General features: G+C 44.7%; 17 protein-coding genes. 16 read left to right on the forward strand and 1 reads right to left on the reverse strand.

Annotated features, from left to right (window positions below):
* Positions 1-129: 129 nt before the first annotated feature.
* A complete protein-coding gene (locus tag DW251_RS15215; RefSeq protein WP_118301637.1) occupies positions 130-669 on the forward strand; it encodes a phosphatase PAP2 family protein in 540 nt (179 codons plus the stop codon).
* Positions 670-774: 105 nt separating this feature from the next.
* Entirely contained in the window at positions 775-2,301 is a 1,527-nt protein-coding gene (galT, locus tag DW251_RS15220; RefSeq protein WP_118301638.1) for a UDP-glucose--hexose-1-phosphate uridylyltransferase, read from the forward strand.
* A gap of 98 nt (positions 2,302-2,399) precedes the next feature.
* Here the strand turns inward: galT and DW251_RS15225 are convergent, their stop codons facing one another.
* Positions 2,400-3,821, reverse strand: coding sequence for a spore germination protein (locus tag DW251_RS15225; RefSeq protein WP_118301639.1), 1,422 nt, complete (start codon positions 3,819-3,821; stop codon positions 2,400-2,402).
* 489 nt (positions 3,822-4,310) lie between these two features.
* Here DW251_RS15225 and DW251_RS15230 point away from each other — a divergent pair, with 489 nt between their 5' ends.
* The 14 genes from DW251_RS15230 to gltB all read left to right on the forward strand — a co-directional run bounded on the left by DW251_RS15230 (position 4,311) and on the right by gltB (position 22,095).
* Positions 4,311-5,219, forward strand: a complete 909-nt coding sequence (locus DW251_RS15230; RefSeq protein WP_118301640.1) for a YitT family protein — start codon at positions 4,311-4,313, stop codon at positions 5,217-5,219.
* 375 nt (positions 5,220-5,594) lie between these two features.
* Positions 5,595-7,565, forward strand: coding sequence for an NAD(+) synthase (locus tag DW251_RS15235; protein WP_118301641.1), 1,971 nt, complete (start codon positions 5,595-5,597; stop codon positions 7,563-7,565).
* Between the two features lies 1 nt (position 7,566).
* The gene (locus tag DW251_RS15240) at positions 7,567-8,352 is read left to right on the forward strand and encodes an RNA methyltransferase (RefSeq protein ID WP_021871415.1); all 786 of its coding nucleotides are present in this window, start codon (positions 7,567-7,569) and stop codon (positions 8,350-8,352) included.
* Between the two features lie 30 nt (positions 8,353-8,382).
* A complete protein-coding gene (locus DW251_RS15245) occupies positions 8,383-8,685 on the forward strand; it encodes a hypothetical protein (protein ID WP_021871416.1) in 303 nt (100 codons plus the stop codon).
* The gene (locus DW251_RS15250) at positions 8,660-9,820 is read left to right on the forward strand and encodes a patatin-like phospholipase family protein (RefSeq protein ID WP_118301642.1); all 1,161 of its coding nucleotides are present in this window, start codon (positions 8,660-8,662) and stop codon (positions 9,818-9,820) included. Before DW251_RS15245 ends, DW251_RS15250 begins: the two co-directional genes overlap by 26 nt.
* A gap of 75 nt (positions 9,821-9,895) precedes the next feature.
* Positions 9,896-10,885, forward strand: coding sequence for an ornithine carbamoyltransferase (gene argF / locus DW251_RS15255; RefSeq protein WP_118301643.1), 990 nt, complete (start codon positions 9,896-9,898; stop codon positions 10,883-10,885).
* 59 nt (positions 10,886-10,944) lie between these two features.
* Positions 10,945-11,247 carry a DUF6637 family protein gene (locus DW251_RS15260; protein ID WP_021871419.1) on the forward strand — a complete coding sequence of 101 codons (303 nt, stop codon included), beginning with the start codon at positions 10,945-10,947 and terminating at the stop codon, positions 11,245-11,247.
* A gap of 40 nt (positions 11,248-11,287) precedes the next feature.
* Positions 11,288-12,268, forward strand: a complete 981-nt coding sequence (locus DW251_RS15265; RefSeq protein WP_021871420.1) for a biotin--[acetyl-CoA-carboxylase] ligase — start codon at positions 11,288-11,290, stop codon at positions 12,266-12,268.
* Positions 12,261-13,445 (forward strand): A/G-specific adenine glycosylase, encoded by a 1,185-nt coding sequence (gene mutY, locus DW251_RS15270; protein WP_118301644.1) that lies wholly within the window; start codon positions 12,261-12,263, stop codon positions 13,443-13,445. Before DW251_RS15265 ends, mutY begins: the two co-directional genes overlap by 8 nt.
* Before the next feature lie 41 nt (positions 13,446-13,486).
* Positions 13,487-14,383 (forward strand): YegS/Rv2252/BmrU family lipid kinase, encoded by an 897-nt coding sequence (locus DW251_RS15275; RefSeq protein WP_118301645.1) that lies wholly within the window; start codon positions 13,487-13,489, stop codon positions 14,381-14,383.
* A gap of 117 nt (positions 14,384-14,500) precedes the next feature.
* Positions 14,501-15,643, forward strand: coding sequence for an RNA polymerase sigma factor RpoD (gene rpoD / locus DW251_RS15280; RefSeq protein ID WP_021871423.1), 1,143 nt, complete (start codon positions 14,501-14,503; stop codon positions 15,641-15,643).
* Between the two features lie 250 nt (positions 15,644-15,893).
* Entirely contained in the window at positions 15,894-16,550 is a 657-nt protein-coding gene (locus DW251_RS15290; RefSeq protein ID WP_118301647.1) for an epoxyqueuosine reductase QueH, read from the forward strand.
* Between the two features lie 156 nt (positions 16,551-16,706).
* Positions 16,707-16,973: an HPr family phosphocarrier protein gene (locus tag DW251_RS15295; protein WP_021871425.1), complete on the forward strand. Its 267-nt coding sequence runs from the start codon at positions 16,707-16,709 to the stop codon at positions 16,971-16,973.
* Positions 16,974-17,553: 580 nt separating this feature from the next.
* The gene (gene gltB, locus DW251_RS15300; RefSeq protein WP_118301648.1) at positions 17,554-22,095 is read left to right on the forward strand and encodes a glutamate synthase large subunit; all 4,542 of its coding nucleotides are present in this window, start codon (positions 17,554-17,556) and stop codon (positions 22,093-22,095) included.
* The last annotated feature ends 2 nt before the right edge of the window (positions 22,096-22,097 follow it).

Consider the following 22,097-nt stretch of genomic DNA (forward strand, 5'->3'; position numbering starts at 1 on the left):
AATTTTCAAGGTGCGAAGCCCTGTTTTGGTGTGGGAAGTTTTAGTAAATTATTTAAATAAAAAAGATTATTTTTTTAAACTTAAAGAGTATCCTGAAGGTAATGGACATGATACAGGAGGTTTTAGAGAATGGATTTTATGATCTTAGACGGGATCCAGAAACTTCATAGTCCCCTTCTGGATACTCTTTTTGTATGTATCACCCGTTTGGGAGATAAGGGATTTGTCTGGTGTCTTATGGCACTTGTCTTTCTTTTGATCCCGGAAAAACGGAAAACAGGCTTTATTTGTGTAGCAGCCCTTCTTCTTACGGAAATAACCGGAAATCACATTTTAAAGCCCTTATTTGCCAGGGTACGCCCCTGCGATGTAAATCAGGCTGTACAGCTTCTTATTGCGAATCCAGGTGGATATTCATTTCCCTCAGGACATACGTCTGCTTCCTTTGCGGCAGCGTCTGTTTTGCGTTTCAGGGAGAAAAGGAAAGTGGCAGTACCGGCTCTTCTACTGGCAGCATTGATCGGTTTTTCAAGAATGTATCTTTATGTACATTATCCGACGGATATTGCAGGCGGTATTCTCTTGGGAACACTGATGGGATATGTCTGTGTACAGGCTGCAGACAGGATAAAATACAGGAAAAATTCAATAAACATCGAAAGAAAATGACATTGTTTTATGTATCCCCTGTGATTATAATGAAAATATCAGCAAATTTATCCGCAGAGCATTAAACGGCCTGGTGGATTTGCAAATAAAAAGGGGGATACGCAGATGGTTTACGAAGCAATCAGAGAATTGGTACGTTACGGGTTAGAGAAGGGCCTGATCACAGAAGATGATGCCATTTATGCCAGAAATCAGATTCTGGAAGTATTAAAAATGGATGAATACGAAGAGCCGGAGAAAGATGGGGAACTTACAGGCGCAGCTCTGGAGAAGATCCTGAAGGTACTTCTTGACTATGCAGTCGAAAAAGGACTTTTACAGGAAAACAGTGTTGTATACAGGGATCTGTTTGATACAAAACTGATGAACTGCCTGATGCCAAGGCCAAGTGAAGTAACAAAAACATTTTGGGAGAAATATCAGGTTTCGCCGGAGACTGCCACCGATTACTATTACAACCTGAGCCGGAATTCCGACTATATCCGCAGATACCGTGTAAGCAAGGATATGAAATGGACCACAGATACCAAATACGGTACACTGGATATCACAGTCAACTTATCCAAACCGGAAAAAGATCCAAAGGCTATTGCAGCAGCGAAACTGGCAAAGCAGAGCGGTTATCCAAAGTGTCAGCTTTGTATGGAAAATATCGGTTATGCAGGCAGAGTGAACCATCCGGCAAGAAATAACCATCGTGTCATACCGATCACCATTAATGACAGCAAGTGGGGATTTCAGTATTCACCTTATGTTTACTATAATGAGCACTGTATCGTGTTCAATGGCCAGCATATCCCAATGAAGATCGAGCGGGCTACATTCAGAAAGCTGTTTGATTTTATCAGCCAGTTTCCGCATTATTTCCTGGGATCCAATGCAGATCTTCCTATTGTAGGCGGATCTATTTTAAGCCATGACCATTTCCAGGGCGGCCATTATACCTTTGCAATGGCAAAAGCACCCATCGAGAAGTATTATAAGGCAGAAGGATACGAGGATGTAGAAGCAGGTATTGTTTACTGGCCAATGTCTGTGCTGCGTCTGCGTTCTAAGTCCTGCGACTCTCTGATCGATCTGGGGGATAAGGTGTTAAAAGCATGGAGAGGCTATACGGATGAGGCAGCTTTCGTGTATGCAGAAACAGAGGGAGAACCTCATAACACCATTACCCCGATCGCAAGAAAGAACGGGGATATGTATGAGCTGGATCTGGTGCTGCGAAATAACATTACTACAGAAGAGTTCCCACTGGGCGTTTACCATCCACATCAGGAACTGCACCACATTAAGAAAGAAAATATCGGTCTGATCGAAGTAATGGGACTGGCAGTGCTGCCATCCAGACTGAAAAAAGAACTGGCCGAACTGGCGGAGTACATAGTAGAAGGCAAAGATATCCGCAGCAATCCGGATATTGAAAAACATGCGGACTGGGTGGACAGCTTCCTGCCTGTATACAAAGAAAAAGGCATTGAGATCACAAAAGACAATGCGGAAGATATCTTAAAAGAAGAAGTGGGTCAGGTATTTGCCAAAGTTCTGGAAGATGCCGGTGTTTATAAGTGCACACCGCAGGGAAGAGAGGCTTTTGAGCGTTTCCTGAATACAGTTGATTTTCATAAAGAGTAGAGATAAAGGGTCCTGCCTGGTGGCGGGACCTGTTGTTTTGAGAAATACCGGTGATACGTCCGGAGATTGCCTTTGGGTGCAGTGCTGTTTTTAGGCGGTTAGTTTTCATCCTCTTCCAGCTTGTGAGGCAGCCGCCCGCGCAGGAACCGCTTCTTTAACTCATTTAAGTGAAATGGGATCAGAGGGTAAATATAACTTTTTCCTGCAATGGTCCTGTTAAAGATGATGGCGCAGAAAGAGAAGATAATGCCGATCACAAAGCCCCAGATATTGAAAATGGCAGTGCAGATCAGTATGATGATGCGCATAAATTTCATGGCGTAGCCAAGTTCAAAGCTGGCCTGGGAATAGTTGGCAATGGTGACAAAGGCCATATACAGCATGGTTTCGGAGTTGAACCACCCGGACTCTACCGCATATTCTCCCAGCACGATACCTGCGATAACGCTGAGGGGAGTGGTAAGCATATTTGGGGTGTTTACCGCTGCCAGGCGCAGACCGTCGATGGCAAATTCAAGGATGAGAAGCTGCCAGATGAGAGGAATATTACAGGGGTCAGAAAGCCGGATAAACCGGAGCCAGTGGGGGATCAGCTCCGTATTTTGCATCAGCATCAGCCAGGTAGGTGTCAGGAGCATGGAGAGCAGGGAGATCAGCATGCGGCTTAAACGCAGATAGGTACCTGTAACCGGCGGAAAGTAATAATCGTCTGCTTCTTCAATAATATCAAATACAGAAGAGGGCAGGATCATGGCAGAAGGAGAATTGTCCACCAGGATCACGATATTTCCCTCTAAAATAGAGGCTGCAGAGGTATCCGGCCGTTCCGAAAACTTAAATTTGGGAAACGGATTAAACCATTTTCCCGGAAAAATACACTCTGCCAGACTTTCCTGGTTCATGGAAAGGGCATCTACTTTTACATTCTGTATCCTCTTTTTGATCTTCTCGATCAGTTTTTTATCTGCCCGGCCTTCCATATAACACATGGCAATATCTGTGTGGGAGCTTTCTCCTGTAGTAAGGATCTCCATGGTCAGCTTGGGGTCCCGGATCCTGCGGCGGATGAGAGCTGTATTAAATACCAGCGTTTCTACAAAACCATCCCTGGAACCACGCATGACCTTGTCTTTTTCCGGTTCACTGACTCCTCTGGCGGGATAAGTACGGCAGTCGATGGTAAGACACTTGTTGTAGCCGTCAATAAAAAGACAGGAAACACCAGAAAGCAGCTGTATGATCATTTCACGGCTGTCAGATAAAAGACCGATCTCACCATAGGGCAAATATTTTTTAGAAAAGCTGTGGGCATCTTCCGGCATATCGTCAGTCTTGATGGAAGAAAAGCCCTGTAATATTTTTAAGAGAGAGTCATCTTTTGTAAAACCGTCAATAAAGTATAAGCAGGCTTTTTTATCTGCAATAGTAAGGACGCGGTAGACAACGTCAAAATTTTTATCCACATGAAGGGCCTGGTTCAGCCAGGTCATATTTTCTTCCAGCTGGTCCGTAAAATACATGGAAAACTCCTTTCTGCTGACAAAACCACAAAAGGACAAATGTCTGCCATACAAAGACAAAATGTGAATAACTTGGCAATTATGTGAAATAACACACAAACATTTCCGTAATTGTCAGACTTGTAGAGTAGTATATCCGGAAGTCAGAAAACTATGTAAGGTCTTTAAGGGATATGTTACATCTGCCAGTGGGGAACAAAACAAAAATCGACAAAAACCGACGAATTTTATAGGATAATACCTAAAAAAATAAAAGGTATTTGCTAAAATGCACAAAAAGATTGACAAAACTGTGAAACGATGCTATAGTAACATTCGTAAGCAGCACAAAGGAGTGCCTTACAGGTTTTTGTTTGGTATGGGGATGCCAGCAATATTTTATAGTGTGACGGTTTTTGATCGTGACTAAGAGCTGCCTTCTGTGGGGGAAGGGCAGCTCTTCTTGTATCTGTGAGAAATACAAACAGAGTGGCGGGAGGACGGGATAATATGGGAAAAACAAGCAGTTTGAAAACGATACTTGAACAGATAAAACTTCTGCAAAAAGATAAGAAAATACGCCTGGTGATCACTATGGCTGCAGTGCTTCTCTCTGCTTTTATCCAGGCCTGGGCCATCCAGGTGTTTGTAAGACCGGCAGAGATCATTTCCGGTGGTTTTTCCGGTGCGGCCATGCTGATCGAACGTGTGGGAAGCTTAAAAGGACTGACTATTCCCATGCAGGTGACAATGATCCTTTTAAATATCCCGGTAGCTCTTATGTGCTGTCGTGGGATCAGTGTCCGGTTTACAGTGGTGTCACTGCTTCAGGTCGTATTTGGAAGTATATTTTTGCAGATATTTTCATTTCAGCCTATTTTTACAGATGAGATCTTAAATGTGATCTTCGGGGGCGTGATCTATGGTACATCCATTGTGATCGCACTGAGGGGCAATGCATCTACCGGTGGTACGGACTTTATCGCGCTGTATGTATCCAATAAAACAGGAAAGTCCATCTGGAGTTATGTATTCTTTGGAAATGCCTTAATGTACTGTGTATACGGTGTGATCTTTGGATGGAAATTTGCGGGATATTCCATTATTTTCCAGTTTATATCCACGCATATGATCTCAGCTTTCCACCACCGCTACGATCTGGTGACACTTCAGGCAACAACAGAAAAGGGACCGGAAGTGGTAGCGCTTTATATCAAACATTTTCGCCATGGTATTTCCTGTGTGGAAGCAGTAGGGGGATACAGCGGAAGAAAGATGTATCTTTTAAATACGGTGATCTCCTCTTATGAAATAGCAGATGCCGTTCATGTGATGCAGGAGGCAGATGAGCATGTGATCATCAATGTGTTGAAAACAGAACAGTTTGTTGGACATTTTTACAGGGCGCCTATGGAGTAGGCGTCCTTTTTTGGACCCAAAATAACTGCAAAAGCAGGTGAAACAGGCGTTTAAGGCAAAAAAATAAAGCCCTGGCAAGTGTGGTAGTAGTGGTGCAGGGCTTTATAAAATGTACAGAACAGGCGTTCTGAACACTCTGAGTATACAGCAGATTGAACAAATAGTCAAGAAGAATTTGTGCTGGCAGCGCCAGCGACTATGTTTTTGTGGAGAATTGTGCTATAATGAGCGCAAAAGAAAAGCAAGCGCTGCACAATGCAGCATTTGCTTTTCTTGCGCCATTAACGAACGGATCGCCTGCGGCAGCAGGCAGTAGAGCACGTCAGTGCGGGATCCGTGAGTGACCCGGTAACGAAGGAATACACGGAGGACACAATGAAAGACGGATTTATAAGGGTAGCAGCGGCAACGCCAGACATCCATGTGGCAGACCCGCAGTATAACAGCGAACAGATCATAGAATTAATGGAACAGGGAAGCGCCAGAGGTGTAAAGGTTATGGCGTTTCCGGAGCTGTGTTTAACAGCGTATACCTGTTCTGATTTATTTTTACAGGAGTCTCTGTTAAGAGAAGCTAAAAAAGAATTAAAGCGCATTTTACAGGCATCTAAAAGCAAGGACATGATCCTTTTTGTAGGAATGCCCTGGATGCATAAAGGAAAACTTTACAATGTGGCAGCTGTGTTAAACAGAGGCCGTATCTTAGGTATCGTTCCTAAAAAACATCTGCCAAATTATTCTGAATTTTACGAACTGCGCCATTTTAATCCGGGAATGGAAAAAGTGGAGATGACAGACTGGGAAGGCGTTCAGGTACCTATGGGCATGAACCTGCTGTTTGCCTGCCGCACCATGCCGGAACTAGTGCTGGCAGCAGAACTTTGCGAGGATGTATGGGTACCATGCCCGCCAAGTATTTCCCATGCTTTGGCAGGTGCAACAGTGATCGCCAACTGCTCTGCCAGTGATGAAACGACAGGAAAGGACCAGTATCGTTATAACCTGATCTGCGGACAGTCTGCAAGGCTGGTGTGCGGTTATATTTATGCAAATGCAGGAGAAGGGGAGTCATCCCAGGATCTGGTATTTGGCGGACAGAATATCATTGCGGAAAACGGCACCTGTCTGGTACAGTCTGACCGGTTTAAAAATGCCTGCATCTGTGCAGACCTGGATCTTGGAAGGATCATCAGCGAGCGCCGCCGTATGACTACTTTCAGGGATGAGGAAAACAGATCCGCATCCTACGAAACCGTATATTTTGAATTAAATACAGAAGACAGTGCAAAGAAAGACAGTAAAAAAGCAGGACAGAAGAGGGACGAACTTCTCCGTTATATTGATCCGGCTCCATTTGTGCCTCATGATGCAGGCCAGAGAGAGCGCCGCTGCGAAGAGATCCTTTCGATCCAGGCAATGGGACTGAAAAAGCGTCTGGCACATACAAACTGCAAACATGCAGTGATCGGTCTTTCCGGCGGTCTGGACTCCACACTGGCACTTCTTGTAACAGTACGTGCTTTTGATATGCTGCAGATCCCAAGAGAGAATATCCACTGCATCACTATGCCATGTTTCGGAACAACAGACCGTACTTATACCAATGCATGTACCATGGCAAAGAAAACAGGAGCATCTTTAACTGAGATCAATATCCGTGATGCGGTTACCGGCCATTTTAAGGATATTAACCATGATATTGAAAAGCACGACGTAACTTACGAAAACGGACAGGCAAGGGAGCGTACCCAGATCTTAATGGATATTGCAAACGAGGTAGGCGGTATGGTCATCGGTACCGGTGATATGTCTGAGCTGGCTCTTGGCTGGGCAACCTACAACGGCGATCATATGTCCATGTACGGTGTCAATGCATCTGTGCCGAAAACATTAGTCCGCCATCTGGTACGTTATTATGCAGATACCTGCGGCGAAAAGGAACTTTCCGATGTGCTTTTAGATGTCCTTGATACACCGGTAAGCCCGGAACTTCTGCCTCCGGAAGATGGAAAAATTTCCCAGAAAACAGAGGACCTGGTAGGTCCTTACGAGTTACATGATTTCTATCTGTATTATGTACTCCGTTTTGGCTACAGCCCTGCAAAGATCTTCCGTCTGGCGCTTCAGGCATTTGAGGGAAGTTATGACAGAGAGACGATTTTAAAGTGGCTGAAAACATTTTACCGCAGATTTTTTGCACAGCAGTTTAAGCGTTCCTGTCTGCCGGATGGCCCAAAGGTAGGTTCTGTAGCTGTTTCCCCAAGAGGTGATCTGCGTATGCCAAGTGATGCCTGCAGCCGTCTGTGGTTAAAAGAGCTGGAGATGATAGAAAAAGGAGAAAGATAATATGATAAACAGTACCTCCAATAAGCAGGTAAAACGGGTCATCAACCTGAGGGATAAGGCCAAAGCCCGCAGGGAAGAAGGCTTATATGTAGCGGAAGGACTGCGCATGTGCCGGGAATATAAGCCGGATGATGTGGAGATCTTATATATTACAGAAAACTTTGGAAAACAGGAAGAAAATAAAAAATGGCTGCGGGGCTTTAAGTTTGAGTTTGTTACAGATGAAGTAATGCATTATATGGCAGATACAAAGACCCCGCAGGGCGTTTTAGCAGTTGCAAAGCAGAAAAAGTGTACCCTGGAAGATATCTTAAAGAAGACAAAGACACAGAAACTTTTAATGATCCTGGAAAATATCCAGGATCCGGGAAATCTGGGTACCATTATCCGCGCTGGAGAAGGCGCAGGTATTACCGGTGTGGTCATGAGCAGCGATACAGCGGATATCTACAATCCAAAGGTGATCCGTTCTACTATGGGATCTGTGCTGCGTGTACCATTTGTGTATGCCTCTGATCTGAAAGAAGCCTGTGAGCAGATGAAAAAAGCAGGGATCAGTCTGTATGCAGCTCATTTAAAAGGCATGCATAATTATGACCAGGAAGACTATACTAAGGATACAGGGTTCCTGATCGGAAATGAAGCCAAGGGGCTGACCGATGAGATGGCGGCTGTTGCCGATACCTACATCAAGATCCCGATGGCAGGCCAGGTAGAGTCTTTAAACGCAGCAGTGGCTTCTTCTGTTTTAATGTTTGAGGCCGCAAGACAGAGACGGAATTCATAGAGTACATCTTAAAGAAGGGAGTGCAGGAAAATGACAGGTATTTGTGGCTGGTTTCTTGCATTTCTCTTCTTTTTAGGTGCAGAATGTATCTGCCGGTGCCTGGTGTCTTTGTGGTTTGCTTGCGGGGCAGTAGCTGCCTTTGTTCTGGCTGCTTTGGGAAGACAGATAGAGGAACAGCTTCTTATGTTTGTCCTGGCTTCCCTGGCAGCATTTCTGCTTATAAGGCCGTTGGCGTTTCTGGGAAATTTTTTGAAAAACTTAAAAACAGGAGATTTTCCTGCAAAAACAAAAAAGAAGGTGGGCGGACATGGAGCTGAAGCTGGATACAAATAAGGAATATGGTCTTGTACTGGAAGGCGGTGGCGCCAAGGGGGCTTACCAGATCGGTGCATGGAAAGCGTTAAAAGAAGCGGGGATCCATGTAAAAGGGATCGCAGGAACTTCTGTAGGAGCCTTAAATGGCGCTCTTATAGCCATGGATGACTTTGAAAAGGCGGAAAGAATATGGGAGACCATCCGCTATTCCAGAGTTATGGATGTAGATGATGAACTGGTGGAACAGTTAAAGACCTCCGGTTTAAAGGATATTGCGGCCCTGGGGCTGTCAGAACTGATCCCTGCTGCTAAAAAGGTATTAAAGGACAGAGGTTTTGATATTGCACCCCTGCGCAGCCTCATTGAAGAAGTGGTTGATGAGGAAAAAATACGAAACTCTGAAAAAGAGCTGTATGTAGTTACTTACTCCTTAAGTGACAGAAAGCCCATGGTAGTCAATGTAAAAGAAGTGCCGGATGGCGAGATCGCAGATATGCTGATGGCAAGTGCGTATCTCATCGGCTTTCGTCGGGAAAAGCTGGGCGGCAAATATTATATGGACGGCGGTGGGGTGAATAATGTTCCTATTGATGTTTTAATAGAAAAGGGATACAAGGACATCCTGGTATTTCGCATCTATGGATATGGTGTTGATACGGAGCGCCGCCTGAAAGTACCGGATGATGTGCATCTTTATCACGTAGCCCCCAGACAGGACTTGGGCGGTCTTTTGGAATTTGACAGAAGACGGGCAAGGAAAAACATGGTCCTTGGTTATTTTGATGCCAAACGGATGCTTTATGGACTGGAAGGAAGAGCTTTTTATCTGGATGCCCCGGAAAGCGAGATCTACTATTTTAACAGGCTTTTGGCAGAGGCGCCGGAACTGTTGGCAGATATCTGGCCGCAGCTTTCAGAAACAGAACTTTTTACAGCCCAGATGGCTTCCTGCCGCAGATATACAGAGGAGTGGTTTCCCAAGCTGGCAAAGGCATTACACTTAAAAGAGGACTGGGATTACAGGGAATTATATTTAAGTTTGCTGGAGCATCTGGCAAGGCAGTATAAGATCAGCCGCTTTAAAATATACACACCCCAGGAACTGCTTCTTATCATACAGAGAAAAAGAAAGCGGATTTTTCTTGACAGGTAAAAACACAAGTGGTATATTATGCATAAAAGTTGCATAAATATAAATTTTTAAAATATTTCAAAAGAGGAAACGATTATGAATTTAAAGGGAAGAAATTTTTTAACACTGAAAGATTATACAGAAGAAGAGATCACATACCTGCTTGACCTTGCAGCAGAATTAAAGGAAAAAAAGAAAAAAGGCATTTTAGTAGATACCTTAAAGGGAAAAAATGTAGCTCTGATCTTTGAAAAGACCAGTACCAGAACAAGATGTGCCTTTGAAGTAGCTGCACATGACCTTGGAATGGGTTCTACCTATCTGGATCCATCAGGTTCCCAGATAGGAAAGAAAGAGAGCATCGCTGATACAGCAAGAGTATTAGGCCGTATGTATGAGGGAATCGAATACAGAGGTTTTGGCCAGGAAATCGTAGAAGAACTGGCTAAATATGCAGGCGTACCTGTATGGAACGGTCTGACCAACGAAGATCATCCAACCCAGATGTTAGCAGATCTTTTAACCATCAGAGAGCATTTAGGACACCTTAAGGGAGTTAAGCTTGTGTATATGGGCGATGCGCGTTATAATATGGGTAACTCCCTGATGATCGCCTGCGCAAAGATGGGTATGCACTTTGTTGCCTGCGCACCAAAGAAGTATTTCCCAGATGAAGCATTAGTAAAAGAATGCCAGGAATTTGCAGCCATCAGCGGCGCTACCATTACTCTTACTGAGGATGTGGCAGAGGCTGTTAAGGGAGCTGATGTTGTTGATACAGACGTATGGGTATCCATGGGTGAGCCAGATGAAGTATGGACCGAGAGAATTAAAGACCTGACTCCTTACAAGGTAACAAAAGAAGTAATGGATGCAGCTGGTCCTCAGGCTATTTTCCTTCACTGCCTGCCATCCTTCCATGACTTAAAGACCAAAATCGGCAAGGAAATGGGAGAACGTTTTGGTGTATCAGAACTGGAAGTAACAGATGAAGTATTTGAATCCAGCCAGTCTGTTGTATTTGATGAGGCTGAGAACAGGATGCATACCATCAAGGCAGTTATGTTAGCTACTTTAAGCGAATGATCTGAGCAATAGGGCGCAAAAAGCCGAAAGAAGCATCCTGGAAAACAGGAGATTGAGATATGCAGGGCCAGAGAGGAAGAAATGAGCGTCGCGCCGGTGTGTTTTTAGATGTGGCGCACTTGATCCTGGGAATCGCGATCGTAATATTTGCAGTGCTGTCTATTATTAATCCGGAGGGAAATGAAATGCTTTTCCCTCTGGTATTTTTACTGGCAGCTTTGTTAAATGGAATAAACGGAGTCTTCGAGCTTAAGACTTGTGGCAGGGACAAGAAACGTTTCCGCATGGGGGCGTTTCAGATGGTACTCTGTGCAGGCCTTGGGCTTCTTGGCGTGTTAAGCGCTCTCAGTTTATGGTTTTAGACGATTTTCAGCGATTTTAAAGAACAGGATCAGAAAGAGAATGAAAGCGGAGATTTTAAAGATATTAAAAAAAGAAAAAGATTATGTATCAGGACAGGAACTTTGTGAAAGCCTGGGAGTTTCCAGGACTGCTGTATGGAAAGCCATCCGGCAGCTGGAAGAACAGGGCTATGTGATCGAGGCAGTGCGCAACAAAGGCTACCGCCTTGTGGAGGAAGCAGATGTGCTTACAGTGGCAGAGCTTCATTCGGTCCTTGATACAAAGTGGCTTGGAAAAGAGCTGGAATATTATTATGAAACAGATTCCACCAACAACCGGGCAAGGGATGCAGCAGAAAAAGGTGCTTCCCACGGCTTTCTTGCAGTGGCAGACTGCCAGACAGCAGGAAAGGGCCGCAGGGGAAGAGTGTGGAATTCCCCTCATGGAACAGATATTTATATGAGTTTCGTCCTGCGTCCTACATTTACCCCATCCCAGGCGTCTATGCTGACGCTGGTAGCGGGAATGGCAGTGGTAAAAGGGGTACAGAAAGCCACGGGCTTAAGTGCCATGATCAAATGGCCTAATGACGCAGTAGTAAATGGAAAGAAGATCTGTGGTATTTTAACAGAAATGAGCACAGAGGAAGATGCCATCCGCTATGTAGTGCCCGGGATCGGTATCAATGTAAATGCAACGGAATTTCCGGAAGAGATCCGGGACAAGGCAACTTCCCTGAAACTGGAACTGGGAAGAAGCGTAAAACGCAGTGATGTGATCTGTGCAGTAGCAGAAAGTTTTGAAGAATATTATGAGATATTTGAAAAGACTTGTGATATGTCAGGACTTCTTTCTGCATACGATGAAATGTTAGTCAATATGGAAAAGACAGTCTGCGTTTTAGATCCAAAGGGTGAATATCGGGGAAAAGCCCTTGGGATCGATGAAGAAGGCTGCCTTTTAGTAGAAAAGGAGAATGGGGAAGTCGTTCATGTTCTTTCAGGGGAAGTATCTGTAAGAGGGATCTACGGATATGTGTAAGGAAAAACAGTATGGGGGCAGTCTGCATTTTTATGATGATCTGCAGATCCTGGAACGGGAGGATGAACCTTTAAGCAGGAAAGAACGCTTACAGGCAGTGGAAAAACCGCTGCTTTCATGGTATCATTCCAGAGCCCGTATCCTGCCCTGGAGAGAGGATCCGAAGCCTTATAAAGTATGGATATCAGAGATCATGCTCCAGCAGACCAGAGTAGAGGCTGTAAAGCCTTATTTTGAACGGTTTATGGCAGCATTTCCCGATGTGGCATCTTTGGCAGAGGCGCAGGATGATCATTTAATGAAAATGTGGGAAGGCCTTGGTTACTATAACCGGGCCAGAAATTTAAAAGCAGCGGCCATTCAGATCATGGATCAGTTTGACGGCTGCATTCCATCTTCTAAGGAAGAACTTTTAACACTTCCAGGAATTGGCAGCTACACAGCCGGGGCAATCTCTTCCATTGCCTACGGGGTTCCCAATCCGGCAGTGGATGGAAATGTGCTCCGTGTGATCTCAAGATTACAGGGTGACTATTCTGATATAAAAAAGGCGTCTGTAAAAACTGCCATGGAACAGGAAATAGCGGCTGTTATGCCAAAAGATGCAGCCAGCAGCTATAATCAGGGACTGATCGAGATCGGTGCCCTGGTGTGTATTCCGGGAGGAGAGCCAAAATGCAGGGAATGTCCATTGGAGTCTTTATGTATTACAAAGAAAAAGGGACTGTGGAAGGAGATACCTGTAAAATCGGTTCCCAAGCCTAAAAGAATGGAAGAAAAAACGGTCTTTTTAGTAGAATGGAATGAAAAAGTAGCTATCCACAAACGGCCGCCGAAGGGCCTTCTGGCTTCCCTTTATGAACTTCCCAATATAGAAGGGCATCTGACAAAAGAGGAAGCAGCAGAGCAGATAAAAAGCTGGATCTGGGAAGGTGATGGGAAACAGGAGGAGAAAACCACCGGCATTACAGTGGAACCTTTGGGGACAGCAAAACATATCTTTTCCCATGTACAGTGGGATATGGTGGGGTACAGAGTAAAGATCGCCTGGGAAAATGAAAAAGAACCAGGGGAACTTTTAGAAAACACGCATTTTTTTATGGTTGACAGGGCAGCGTTAAAGGAAGAGTATTCCGTTCCGTCTGCTTTTGGAGCTTACGTAAGACTACTTGGATAAAATACAGAAAGAATGGACACAATGAAAGCGAGGGATGCAGGATGAAAAAAATGCTGTTTCTTTTTAATCCACGTTCCGGGAAGGAGCAGATCAAAAGTCATTTGCTGCGAATTCTGGATATTTTTTCAAAAGCCGGGTACGATATTCATGTACATGTGACCCAGTGCCAGTTAGATGCAAGAAAGACAGTGGAGCACCTTGGAAAAAATGTAGATGTGATCGTCTGCAGCGGTGGAGACGGTACTTTAAATGAAACTATATCAGGAATGTTACAGCTGAAAAAGACCCCTTCTTTAGGCTATATTCCTGCCGGATCTACCAATGATTTTGCCTCCAGTTTAAAAATTTCCAAAAATATGGAAAAAGCAGCCCGGGAGATCGTAAATGGTTTCCCGGTACCGGTGGATGCAGGAATGTTTTGTGGCGACCGCAGTTTTATTTATATTGCGGCATTTGGCGCATTTACGGAGGTATCTTACCAGACGCCCCAGGACCGGAAAAATCTGTTAGGGCATCAGGCGTATATGATCGAAAGCGTAAAGAGTCTGGCTTCCATCAAGCCTTATCACATGCGGGTAGAGTGGGACGATCATGTTTTAGAAGAGGATTTTGTATTCGGAATGGTGACTAATACAAGAAGCGTAGGCGGCTTTAAAGGGCTGGTAAATCAGTCCGTATCCTTAAATGACGGTGTTTTTGAGGTCCTGCTGATCCGGATGCCAAAGACTCCGTTAGATCTAAGCAACATTATTTCTTATATGTTCCTGGTGGAAGAGCCAAACGAATATGTCTATAAATTTAAGGCTTCCGCTATTCATTTTACGTCAGAAGAAAGCGTAGACTGGGTACTGGATGGGGAATACGGAGGCGCAAGGACAGAGGTTACAATTGAAAACCTGAGAGAGAGGATCCCTTTCCTTCTTCCATATAAAATGTAACAGTTCAGTCACTTTAAAAAAAGTTGTCGATTGATGTTGAAAAAAATAAAAAACTGGTATATAATGATAAGTTGTGGGAGTATCCACGTTTACCTTTAAGCGAAAGGACGTTTATCATTGGAAAAGGACGATTTTTTAAAAAAGCTGGAAAAGCTGGTTGCGCATGCAAAATCCAAGCATAATACTGTGGATGCAGGCGAGATCAACGATTTTTTTGTCGGAGATAACCTTTCTCCGGAGCAGATGGATCAGATTTACAGTTACCTGGAGAACCGTAATATCGATGTAGTTCCCGTACTGGACGAAGCAATGTTGAATGCAGATCCTGCTCTGGATGATATCGGGCTTGATCTTGACTTAGATGACGACAGCTTTATGAAAGATGCGGAAGATGAGGATATCGATCTTGACGCAGTAGATCTTTTAGAGGGTATTGGAACGGAAGATCCGGTCCGTATGTATCTGAAAGAGATCGGTACTGTACCTCTTCTTACAGCAGACGAAGAACTGGAGCTTGCACAGCGCAAGGCAGATGGGGATGAAGCTGCCAAGGAAAGACTGATCGAGGCGAACCTGCGTCTGGTAGTCAGCATTGCAAAGCGTTATACAGGTCGTGGAATGAGTTTCCTGGATCTGGTTCAGGAAGGAAACTTAGGACTGATCAAAGGCGTTGAAAAGTTTGATTATACAAAAGGTTATAAGTTAAGTACATATGCAACATGGTGGATCCGTCAGTCCGTAACAAGAGCACTGGCAGATCAGGCAAGAACCATCCGTGTACCGGTGCATATGGTAGAGACCATCAACAAGATGTCAAAGATGCAGCGTAAGCTGACACTGGAACTGGGCTATGAGCCTTCTGTTGCAGAGCTGGCAGAAGCACTTGATATGACAGAAGATAAGGTTATGGAGATCATGCAGATCGCCAGAGAACCAGCTTCCCTTGAAACACCAATTGGTGAGGAAGATGACTCCAACCTGGGAGATTTCGTTGCTGACAGCAATGTAGTGACTCCGGAGGGAAATGTAGAGTCTGTTATGTTAAGAGAGCACATTGACGCACTTTTAGGAGATCTGAAAGAGAGAGAGCGTCAGGTCATCGTGCTTCGTTTTGGTCTGGAAGACGGACATCCAAGGACACTGGAAGAAGTTGGAAAAGAATTTAACGTAACCAGAGAGCGTATCCGTCAGATCGAGGCAAAGGCACTGCGCAAGCTTCGCAATCCGGTAAGAAGCAAGAGAATCCGTGATTTCCTGTAGGATATAATGAGCGAAGGAAGCCTTCGAACGCGTCACTGGCGCGTTTTCGACATGCATGGCAAAACAAGCGGCTGCGTCAGCAGGCAGTGGAGCGCAGCAGCGCGTGAACCTGAGTGAAATTGGGCACAGTGAAATAGAACACTTAAAAAGGGCGGCTTTAAGGAGCGGTCCTTTTTTACTGGATTTTAAGGGAATGAAAACTACAGCTTCGCCATCAGGCGAACAAGCGATAGAACACAGGAGGCCATAGATGGCAGCACAGCAGCAGAAAGAAAATTACCAGAGGGTACTGGATCAGACCATAGAACAGCTTACAAAAGAGGGAAAGGTGCCGATGCTTCTCCTTCACAGCTGCTGTGCGCCCTGCAGCAGCTATGTGTTGGAATACCTTTCTAAATACTTTAAGATCACGTTATTATATTACAACCCCAATATTTCCCTAAAAGAGGAATACGAGGCCCGTGTAAGGGAGCAGAAGCGCCTGATCGGGGAAATGGACTTTGTTCATCCGGTACAGTTCATGGAAGGAAAATATCTGCCGGAGGAGTTTTACAGGGCAGTAAAAGGCCATGAGGAAGACAAAGAAGGGGGAGAACGCTGCTTTATCTGCTACGAACAGCGCCTTAGGGAAGGGGCAATTGTAGCGAAAGCAGGCGGCTTTGATTATTTTACCACCACACTTTCCATCAGCCCTTTAAAGAACGCACAGAAGTTAAATGAGATCGGTATCCGCTTAGGAGAAGAATACGGAGTGCCTTATCTTAAGTCTGATTTTAAGAAAAAGAACGGATACAAGCGGTCTGTAGAACTGTCTGCCCAACATCATCTGTACAGGCAGAATTACTGCGGGTGTGTGTTCTCAAAGCGGGAAGCTGAACTTAGAGAACAGCAGTCGAAAGAGCAGTAATGGCAGCGAAGGATAGCTGATATAACTGTTATAAGCTTAACAATATTATCTCTGTATTAACTTGACATCACCACTCAGATGTAATAAAATTTACTTATAAGGTCCGGCGGAAAGCCGGGAACCGGCGTATAAAAATGCGATAAGGAGAGTATAATTATGATCAGCAAGAATTTAACAGTAGTTAATCCATCCGGTTTACATTTAAGACCAGCAGGCGTTTTATCCCAGACAGCTATGAAGTTTAAGAGCGATATCACCATTATCTGCGGTGAAAAGAAGATTGTTGCAAAGAGCGTATTAAACGTAATGGCAGCTGGTATCAAGTGCGGAACAGAGATCACTCTGGTTTGCGATGGCGAGGATGAAGAAGAAGCTATGAAGACCATCAGCCAGGCAATCGAAAGCGGCTTAGGTGAGATGTAATTTTTACTCCGGAATGCAATAAAAGAAGAAGGGTCATGCCTTGTAAGGTGTGGCTCTTTTTTGTGTACTAGGAAATTCCGTTGGAACTCCCTGGTACACAAAAAGGCACGACCTGCCAACGATGCGCACTCGCGCGATGATGAAGTTTGTCGCAAGCGACCGCGCTCGGCGCGAGAATGTGCCAAGGCACATTCTTATTTGTACGTGCACAGTCTGCTTTCCGTAAACAATTATGATGCCCCTCCGTTTCGCTTAAGAATAGAAAGTGAAAAATTAAGAAAATAAAGTGTGTCAAAGGGCTGATTTTACACGAACAATAGAGATAATAAATGCAAAACACTTCAAAATATTCTAACAAAAATAATAACAACATTAAATAATCTAATTATCTGACAATATCACGAAAATCAATTGTTTACAAATGAGAAAAATAGTAGTATTATCTGCTCAATAAAAAAGTGCTGATGCTTATACGTCTTACCCCAACTGTGAAAGAACATCCCCCATATCGTTCTTTCCTGTGACATAAGCTTAGAGGAAGATCCCATTTCCTGAGGCACGTAAAGAAAGGAAGAACACTATGGATCCCAAACAGAAACTGCCGGGACTGTATGACCCTCGTTTTGAGCATGATAACTGCGGTATCGGTGCAGTTGCCAATATCAAAGGCATCAAAACACATAAAACAGTTGACCAGGCACTCCACATTGTAGAACACTTAGAGCACAGAGCAGGTAAAGACGCAGAGGGAAAGACCGGTGACGGTGTCGGTATCATGCTTCAGATCTCCCACCGTTTCTTTAAGAAAGCAGCAGCACAGGCTGGTATTACCTTAGGCGGTGAGAGAGAATACGGCGTTGGTATGTTCTTCTTCCCACAGGATGAACTTGCCAGAAAACAGGCCATGAAGATGTTTGAGATCATCGTCAAGAAAGAGGGACTTACCTTCCTTGGATGGAGAGATGTTCCTACAACACCGGATGTATTAGGCAAAAAAGCAGTAGACGTTATGCCTTACATTGTCCAAGGCTTTGTTGCAAAACCTGCCAACGTAAAGAAAGGATTGGACTTTGACAGAAAGCTGTATGTAGTCCGCCGTGTATTTGAACAGAGTAATGAAGATACCTATGTAGTATCCTTAAGCAGCAGGACCATTGTATACAAAGGTATGTTCCTGGTAAGCGAGCTGCGTCTGTTCTTTGCGGACCTTCAGGATAAGGATTATGAGTCTGCCATTGCCATCGTACATTCCCGTTTCAGTACCAACACCAATCCAAGCTGGATGAGAGCTCATCCTTACCGTTTTATCGTTCACAACGGCGAGATCAACACCATCCGCGGCAACGTAGATAAGATGCTGGCCCGTGAAGAGAACATGGAGTCTGAGTATTTTAAGTACGATATGCACAAAGTCCTTCCTATTATTAATCAGGAAGGTTCTGACTCAGCCATGCTGGACAATGCCCTGGAATTTATGGTCATGAGTGGTATGGACCTGCCGCTGGCTGTTATGGTAACTATTCCTGCTCCATGGGAACATGATAAATACATGGACTCCGAGATCAAGGACTTCTACCGCTACTATGCAACTATGATGGAGCCGTGGGACGGACCTGCATCCATCCTGTTTACAGATGGTGATGTGGTAGGTGCAATCCTTGACCGAAATGGCCTGCGTCCATCCCGTTACTATATTACAGATGACGGCTATATGATCCTTTCTTCCGAGGTTGGTGCCATTGATATTGACCAGACAAAGGTTATTAAAAAAGACCGCCTTCGTCCTGGAAAAATGCTTCTGGTAGATACAGTAGAAGGAAAAATGGTAAGCGATGAGGAATTAAAGCTGCGCTATGCAGAGAAAAATCCATATGGCGAATGGCTGGACTCCAACCTGGTAGAATTAGATGATCTGAAAGTACCGAACCAGGCAGCTCCTACACTTACAAAAGAAGAGCGTCTCCGCTTACAGAAGACTTATGGCTATACTTACGAGCAGTACCGCACCATGATCCTTCCAATGGCATTAAACGGTGCAGAAGCTGTTTCAGCTATGGGTGTTGACTCTCCGTTAGCAGTGCTTTCCAAGAAGCATCAGCCATTATTTAACTACTTTAAGCAGTTATTTGCACAGGTTACCAACCCGCCGATCGATGCCATCCGTGAGGAGATCGTTACTTCCACTACTGTATATGTAGGTGAAGAGGGCAATATCCTGGAGGAGACACCGGAAAACTGCAAGATCCTCCGTGTAGAAAATCCGATCCTTACAGAAACCGATCTGTTAAAGATCAAAAACATGAAAAAACCTGGTTTTAAGGTAGAAGTGATCCCCATCACTTATTATAAGAACACTTCCCTTGAAAAGGCCATTGACCGTCTGTTCCTGGAAGTAGACCGTGCACATAAAGACGGTGCCAATATCATTATCCTTTCTGACCGTGATATTGATGAAAACCATGTGCCGATCCCATCCTTACTGGCTGTTTCTGCCCTTCAGCAGTATCTGGTACGCACCAAGAAGCGTACAAGTGTAGCGTTGATCTTAGAGAGCGGCGAGCCAAGAGAGGTTCATCATTTTGCAACTTTGTTAGGTTACGGCGCCTGTGCTATCAACCCGTATCTGGCTCATGAGTCCATCCATTATCTCATTGAGACTGGTATGTTAAACAAAGATTATTATGCAGCAGTAAAAGACTACGATCTGGCAGTGCTTCACGGCATTGTAAAGATCGCATCCAAGATGGGTATTTCCACCATCCAGTCTTATCAGGGATCCCAGATCTTTGAAGCAATTGGTATTTCAAAGGAAGTAGTGGATAAGTATTTTACGGATACTGTAAGCCGTGTTGGCGGTGTTACATTAAAGGATATTGAAAATGATGTGGATGTGCTTCATTCTGCAGCTTTTGACCCGTTAGGACTGGATGTAGACCTGACTTTGGACAGTGTAGGAAGCCATAAGTCACGTTCAGGACAGGAAGAGCATTTATACAATCCTCTTACTATCCATCTCCTTCAGGAAGCAACCAGAAGAGGCGATTACAGCATTTTCAAGCAGTATACAGATACACTGGATAATGAAGGAAAGACCTATCATCTGAGAAATCTGATGGACTTTAATTATCCGGAAGATGGCGGTATCCCCATTGAGCAGGTAGAAAGTGTAGACTCCATTGTTCGCCGCTTTAAGACAGGCGCTATGTCTTATGGTTCCATTTCACAGGAAGCCCATGAGACACTGGCTATTGCCATGAACCGGATCCACGGTAAGTCAAATACCGGTGAAGGTGGTGAGAGCCTGGAGCGTCTGGTTCCCGGTCCTGCTGACAATAACCGCTGTTCTGCTATCAAGCAGGTAGCTTCCGGTCGTTTCGGTGTTACCAGCCGCTATCTGGTAAGCGCCCAGGAGATCCAGATCAAGATGGCACAGGGCGCAAAGCCTGGTGAAGGCGGACAGCTTCCTGGAAAGAAAGTATATCCATGGATCGCAAAGACCAGACATTCAACTACAGGTGTAAGCCTGATCTCCCCGCCACCGCATCACGATATTTATTCCATCGAGGACCTGGCACAGCTGATCTATGACTTAAAGAACTCGAATACAAGAGCAAGGATCTCTGTAAAACTGGTTTCTGAGGCTGGTGTTGGTACTGTTGCAGCAGGTGTTGCAAAGGCAGGCGCACAGGTTATCCTGATCTCCTCCTATGACGGTGGTACAGGTGCGGCTCCAAGAAACTCTATCTACAATGCAGGTCTTCCATGGGAGCTTGGTGTTGCAGAGGCACATCAGTCCCTGATCATGAACGGACTGCGTGACAGAGTGGTACTGGAAACAGATGGTAAGTTAATGACCGGCCGTGACGTTGCCATTGCCTGTATGTTAGGTGCAGAGGAATTTGGTTTTGCAACAGCTCCTCTTGTAACTATGGGCTGCGTTATGATGCGTGTGTGCAACCTGGATACATGTCCAATGGGTATTGCAACCCAAAATCCGGAACTTCGCAAGCGTTTCAAGGGCAAACCGGAGTATGTTGTAAACTTTATGAAGTTCATTGCAGAAGAGCTGCGTGAATATATGGCAAAACTGGGTGTACGTACAGTAGATGAGCTGGTAGGACGTACAGACCTGTTAAAGAGAAAAGATGATATTGAATACAGCCGTGCAAAAGAAGTAGACTTAAGCCGTATCCTGGACAACCCATATGAGGGCGTAAAACTGGCTGGTTATAATGCAAAAGAGGTCTATGACTTTAAATTAGATGAGACAGTAGATGAAAGCATTTTATTAAAGAAGTTAAAGAGTGCTTTAAATAATGGACAGAAGAAGAGCATCCAGTTAGATGTAAGCAATGTAAACCGTACTTTAGGTACCATTTTCGGTTCTGAGATCACCAGAAAGTACCCGGATGGTCTGCCGGAAGATACCTTTACCATCAGCTGCAACGGCAGCGGCGGCCAGAGCTTTGGCGCATTTATCCCTAAGGGCCTGACTCTGGAACTGACCGGCGACTCCAATGACTACTTTGGAAAAGGCTTATCCGGCGGCAAGCTGATCGTATATCCTCCTCAGGGTGTTCAGTTTAAGGCAGAGGACAACATTATAATAGGAAACGTTGCACTTTACGGTGCTACCAGCGGCAAGGCATTTATCAACGGAATTGCCGGTGAACGTTTCTGTGTCCGCAACTCCGGTGCTACTGCAGTAGTAGAAGGAACCGGCGATCACGGCTGCGAATATATGACCGGTGGCTGTGTAGTAGTCCTTGGACCTACCGGAAAGAACTTTGCAGCTGGTATGAGCGGCGGTATTGCCTATGTATTAGATGAAGACCGTAGTTTTTATAAGCGTTTAAATAAGGAACTGGTTTCCTTTGAAGATGTCTCCAATAAATATGATGTATTAGAGCTGAAAGGCCTGATCCAGGAACATGTAGCATACACCAACTCTGAAAAGGGCAAACGTATCTTAGACCATTTCAGCGAGTATCTGCCTAAGTTTAAGAAGATCGTGCCTCACGACTACCGCCGCATGATGAATGCCATTGTGCAGATGGAAGAAAAAGGCTTAAACAGTGAGCAGGCACAGATCGAAGCATTTTATGCAAACATCAGAGGTTAAGG

Origin of the sequence: Clostridium sp. AM22-11AC (assembly GCF_003473545.1) — a bacterium.
Classification (GTDB): Bacteria; Bacillota; Clostridia; order Lachnospirales; family Lachnospiraceae; genus Enterocloster.

Coding starts and splice junctions, on each gene's coding strand:
- DW251_RS15215 (WP_118301637.1), top strand. CDS start 130: ATGGATTTTATGATCTTAGACGGGATCCAGAAACTTCATAGTCCCCTT.
- galT (WP_118301638.1), top strand. CDS start 775: ATGGTTTACGAAGCAATCAGAGAATTGGTACGTTACGGGTTAGAGAAG.
- DW251_RS15225 (WP_118301639.1), bottom strand. CDS start 3,821: ATGTATTTTACGGACCAGCTGGAAGAAAATATGACCTGGCTGAACCAG.
- DW251_RS15230 (WP_118301640.1), top strand. CDS start 4,311: ATGGGAAAAACAAGCAGTTTGAAAACGATACTTGAACAGATAAAACTT.
- DW251_RS15235 (WP_118301641.1), top strand. CDS start 5,595: ATGAAAGACGGATTTATAAGGGTAGCAGCGGCAACGCCAGACATCCAT.
- DW251_RS15240 (WP_021871415.1), top strand. CDS start 7,567: ATGATAAACAGTACCTCCAATAAGCAGGTAAAACGGGTCATCAACCTG.
- DW251_RS15245 (WP_021871416.1), top strand. CDS start 8,383: ATGACAGGTATTTGTGGCTGGTTTCTTGCATTTCTCTTCTTTTTAGGT.
- DW251_RS15250 (WP_118301642.1), top strand. CDS start 8,660: ATGGAGCTGAAGCTGGATACAAATAAGGAATATGGTCTTGTACTGGAA.
- argF (WP_118301643.1), top strand. CDS start 9,896: ATGAATTTAAAGGGAAGAAATTTTTTAACACTGAAAGATTATACAGAA.
- DW251_RS15260 (WP_021871419.1), top strand. CDS start 10,945: ATGCAGGGCCAGAGAGGAAGAAATGAGCGTCGCGCCGGTGTGTTTTTA.
- DW251_RS15265 (WP_021871420.1), top strand. CDS start 11,288: ATGAAAGCGGAGATTTTAAAGATATTAAAAAAAGAAAAAGATTATGTA.
- mutY (WP_118301644.1), top strand. CDS start 12,261: ATGTGTAAGGAAAAACAGTATGGGGGCAGTCTGCATTTTTATGATGAT.
- DW251_RS15275 (WP_118301645.1), top strand. CDS start 13,487: ATGAAAAAAATGCTGTTTCTTTTTAATCCACGTTCCGGGAAGGAGCAG.
- DW251_RS15290 (WP_118301647.1), top strand. CDS start 15,894: ATGGCAGCACAGCAGCAGAAAGAAAATTACCAGAGGGTACTGGATCAG.
- DW251_RS15295 (WP_021871425.1), top strand. CDS start 16,707: ATGATCAGCAAGAATTTAACAGTAGTTAATCCATCCGGTTTACATTTA.
- gltB (WP_118301648.1), top strand. CDS start 17,554: ATGGATCCCAAACAGAAACTGCCGGGACTGTATGACCCTCGTTTTGAG.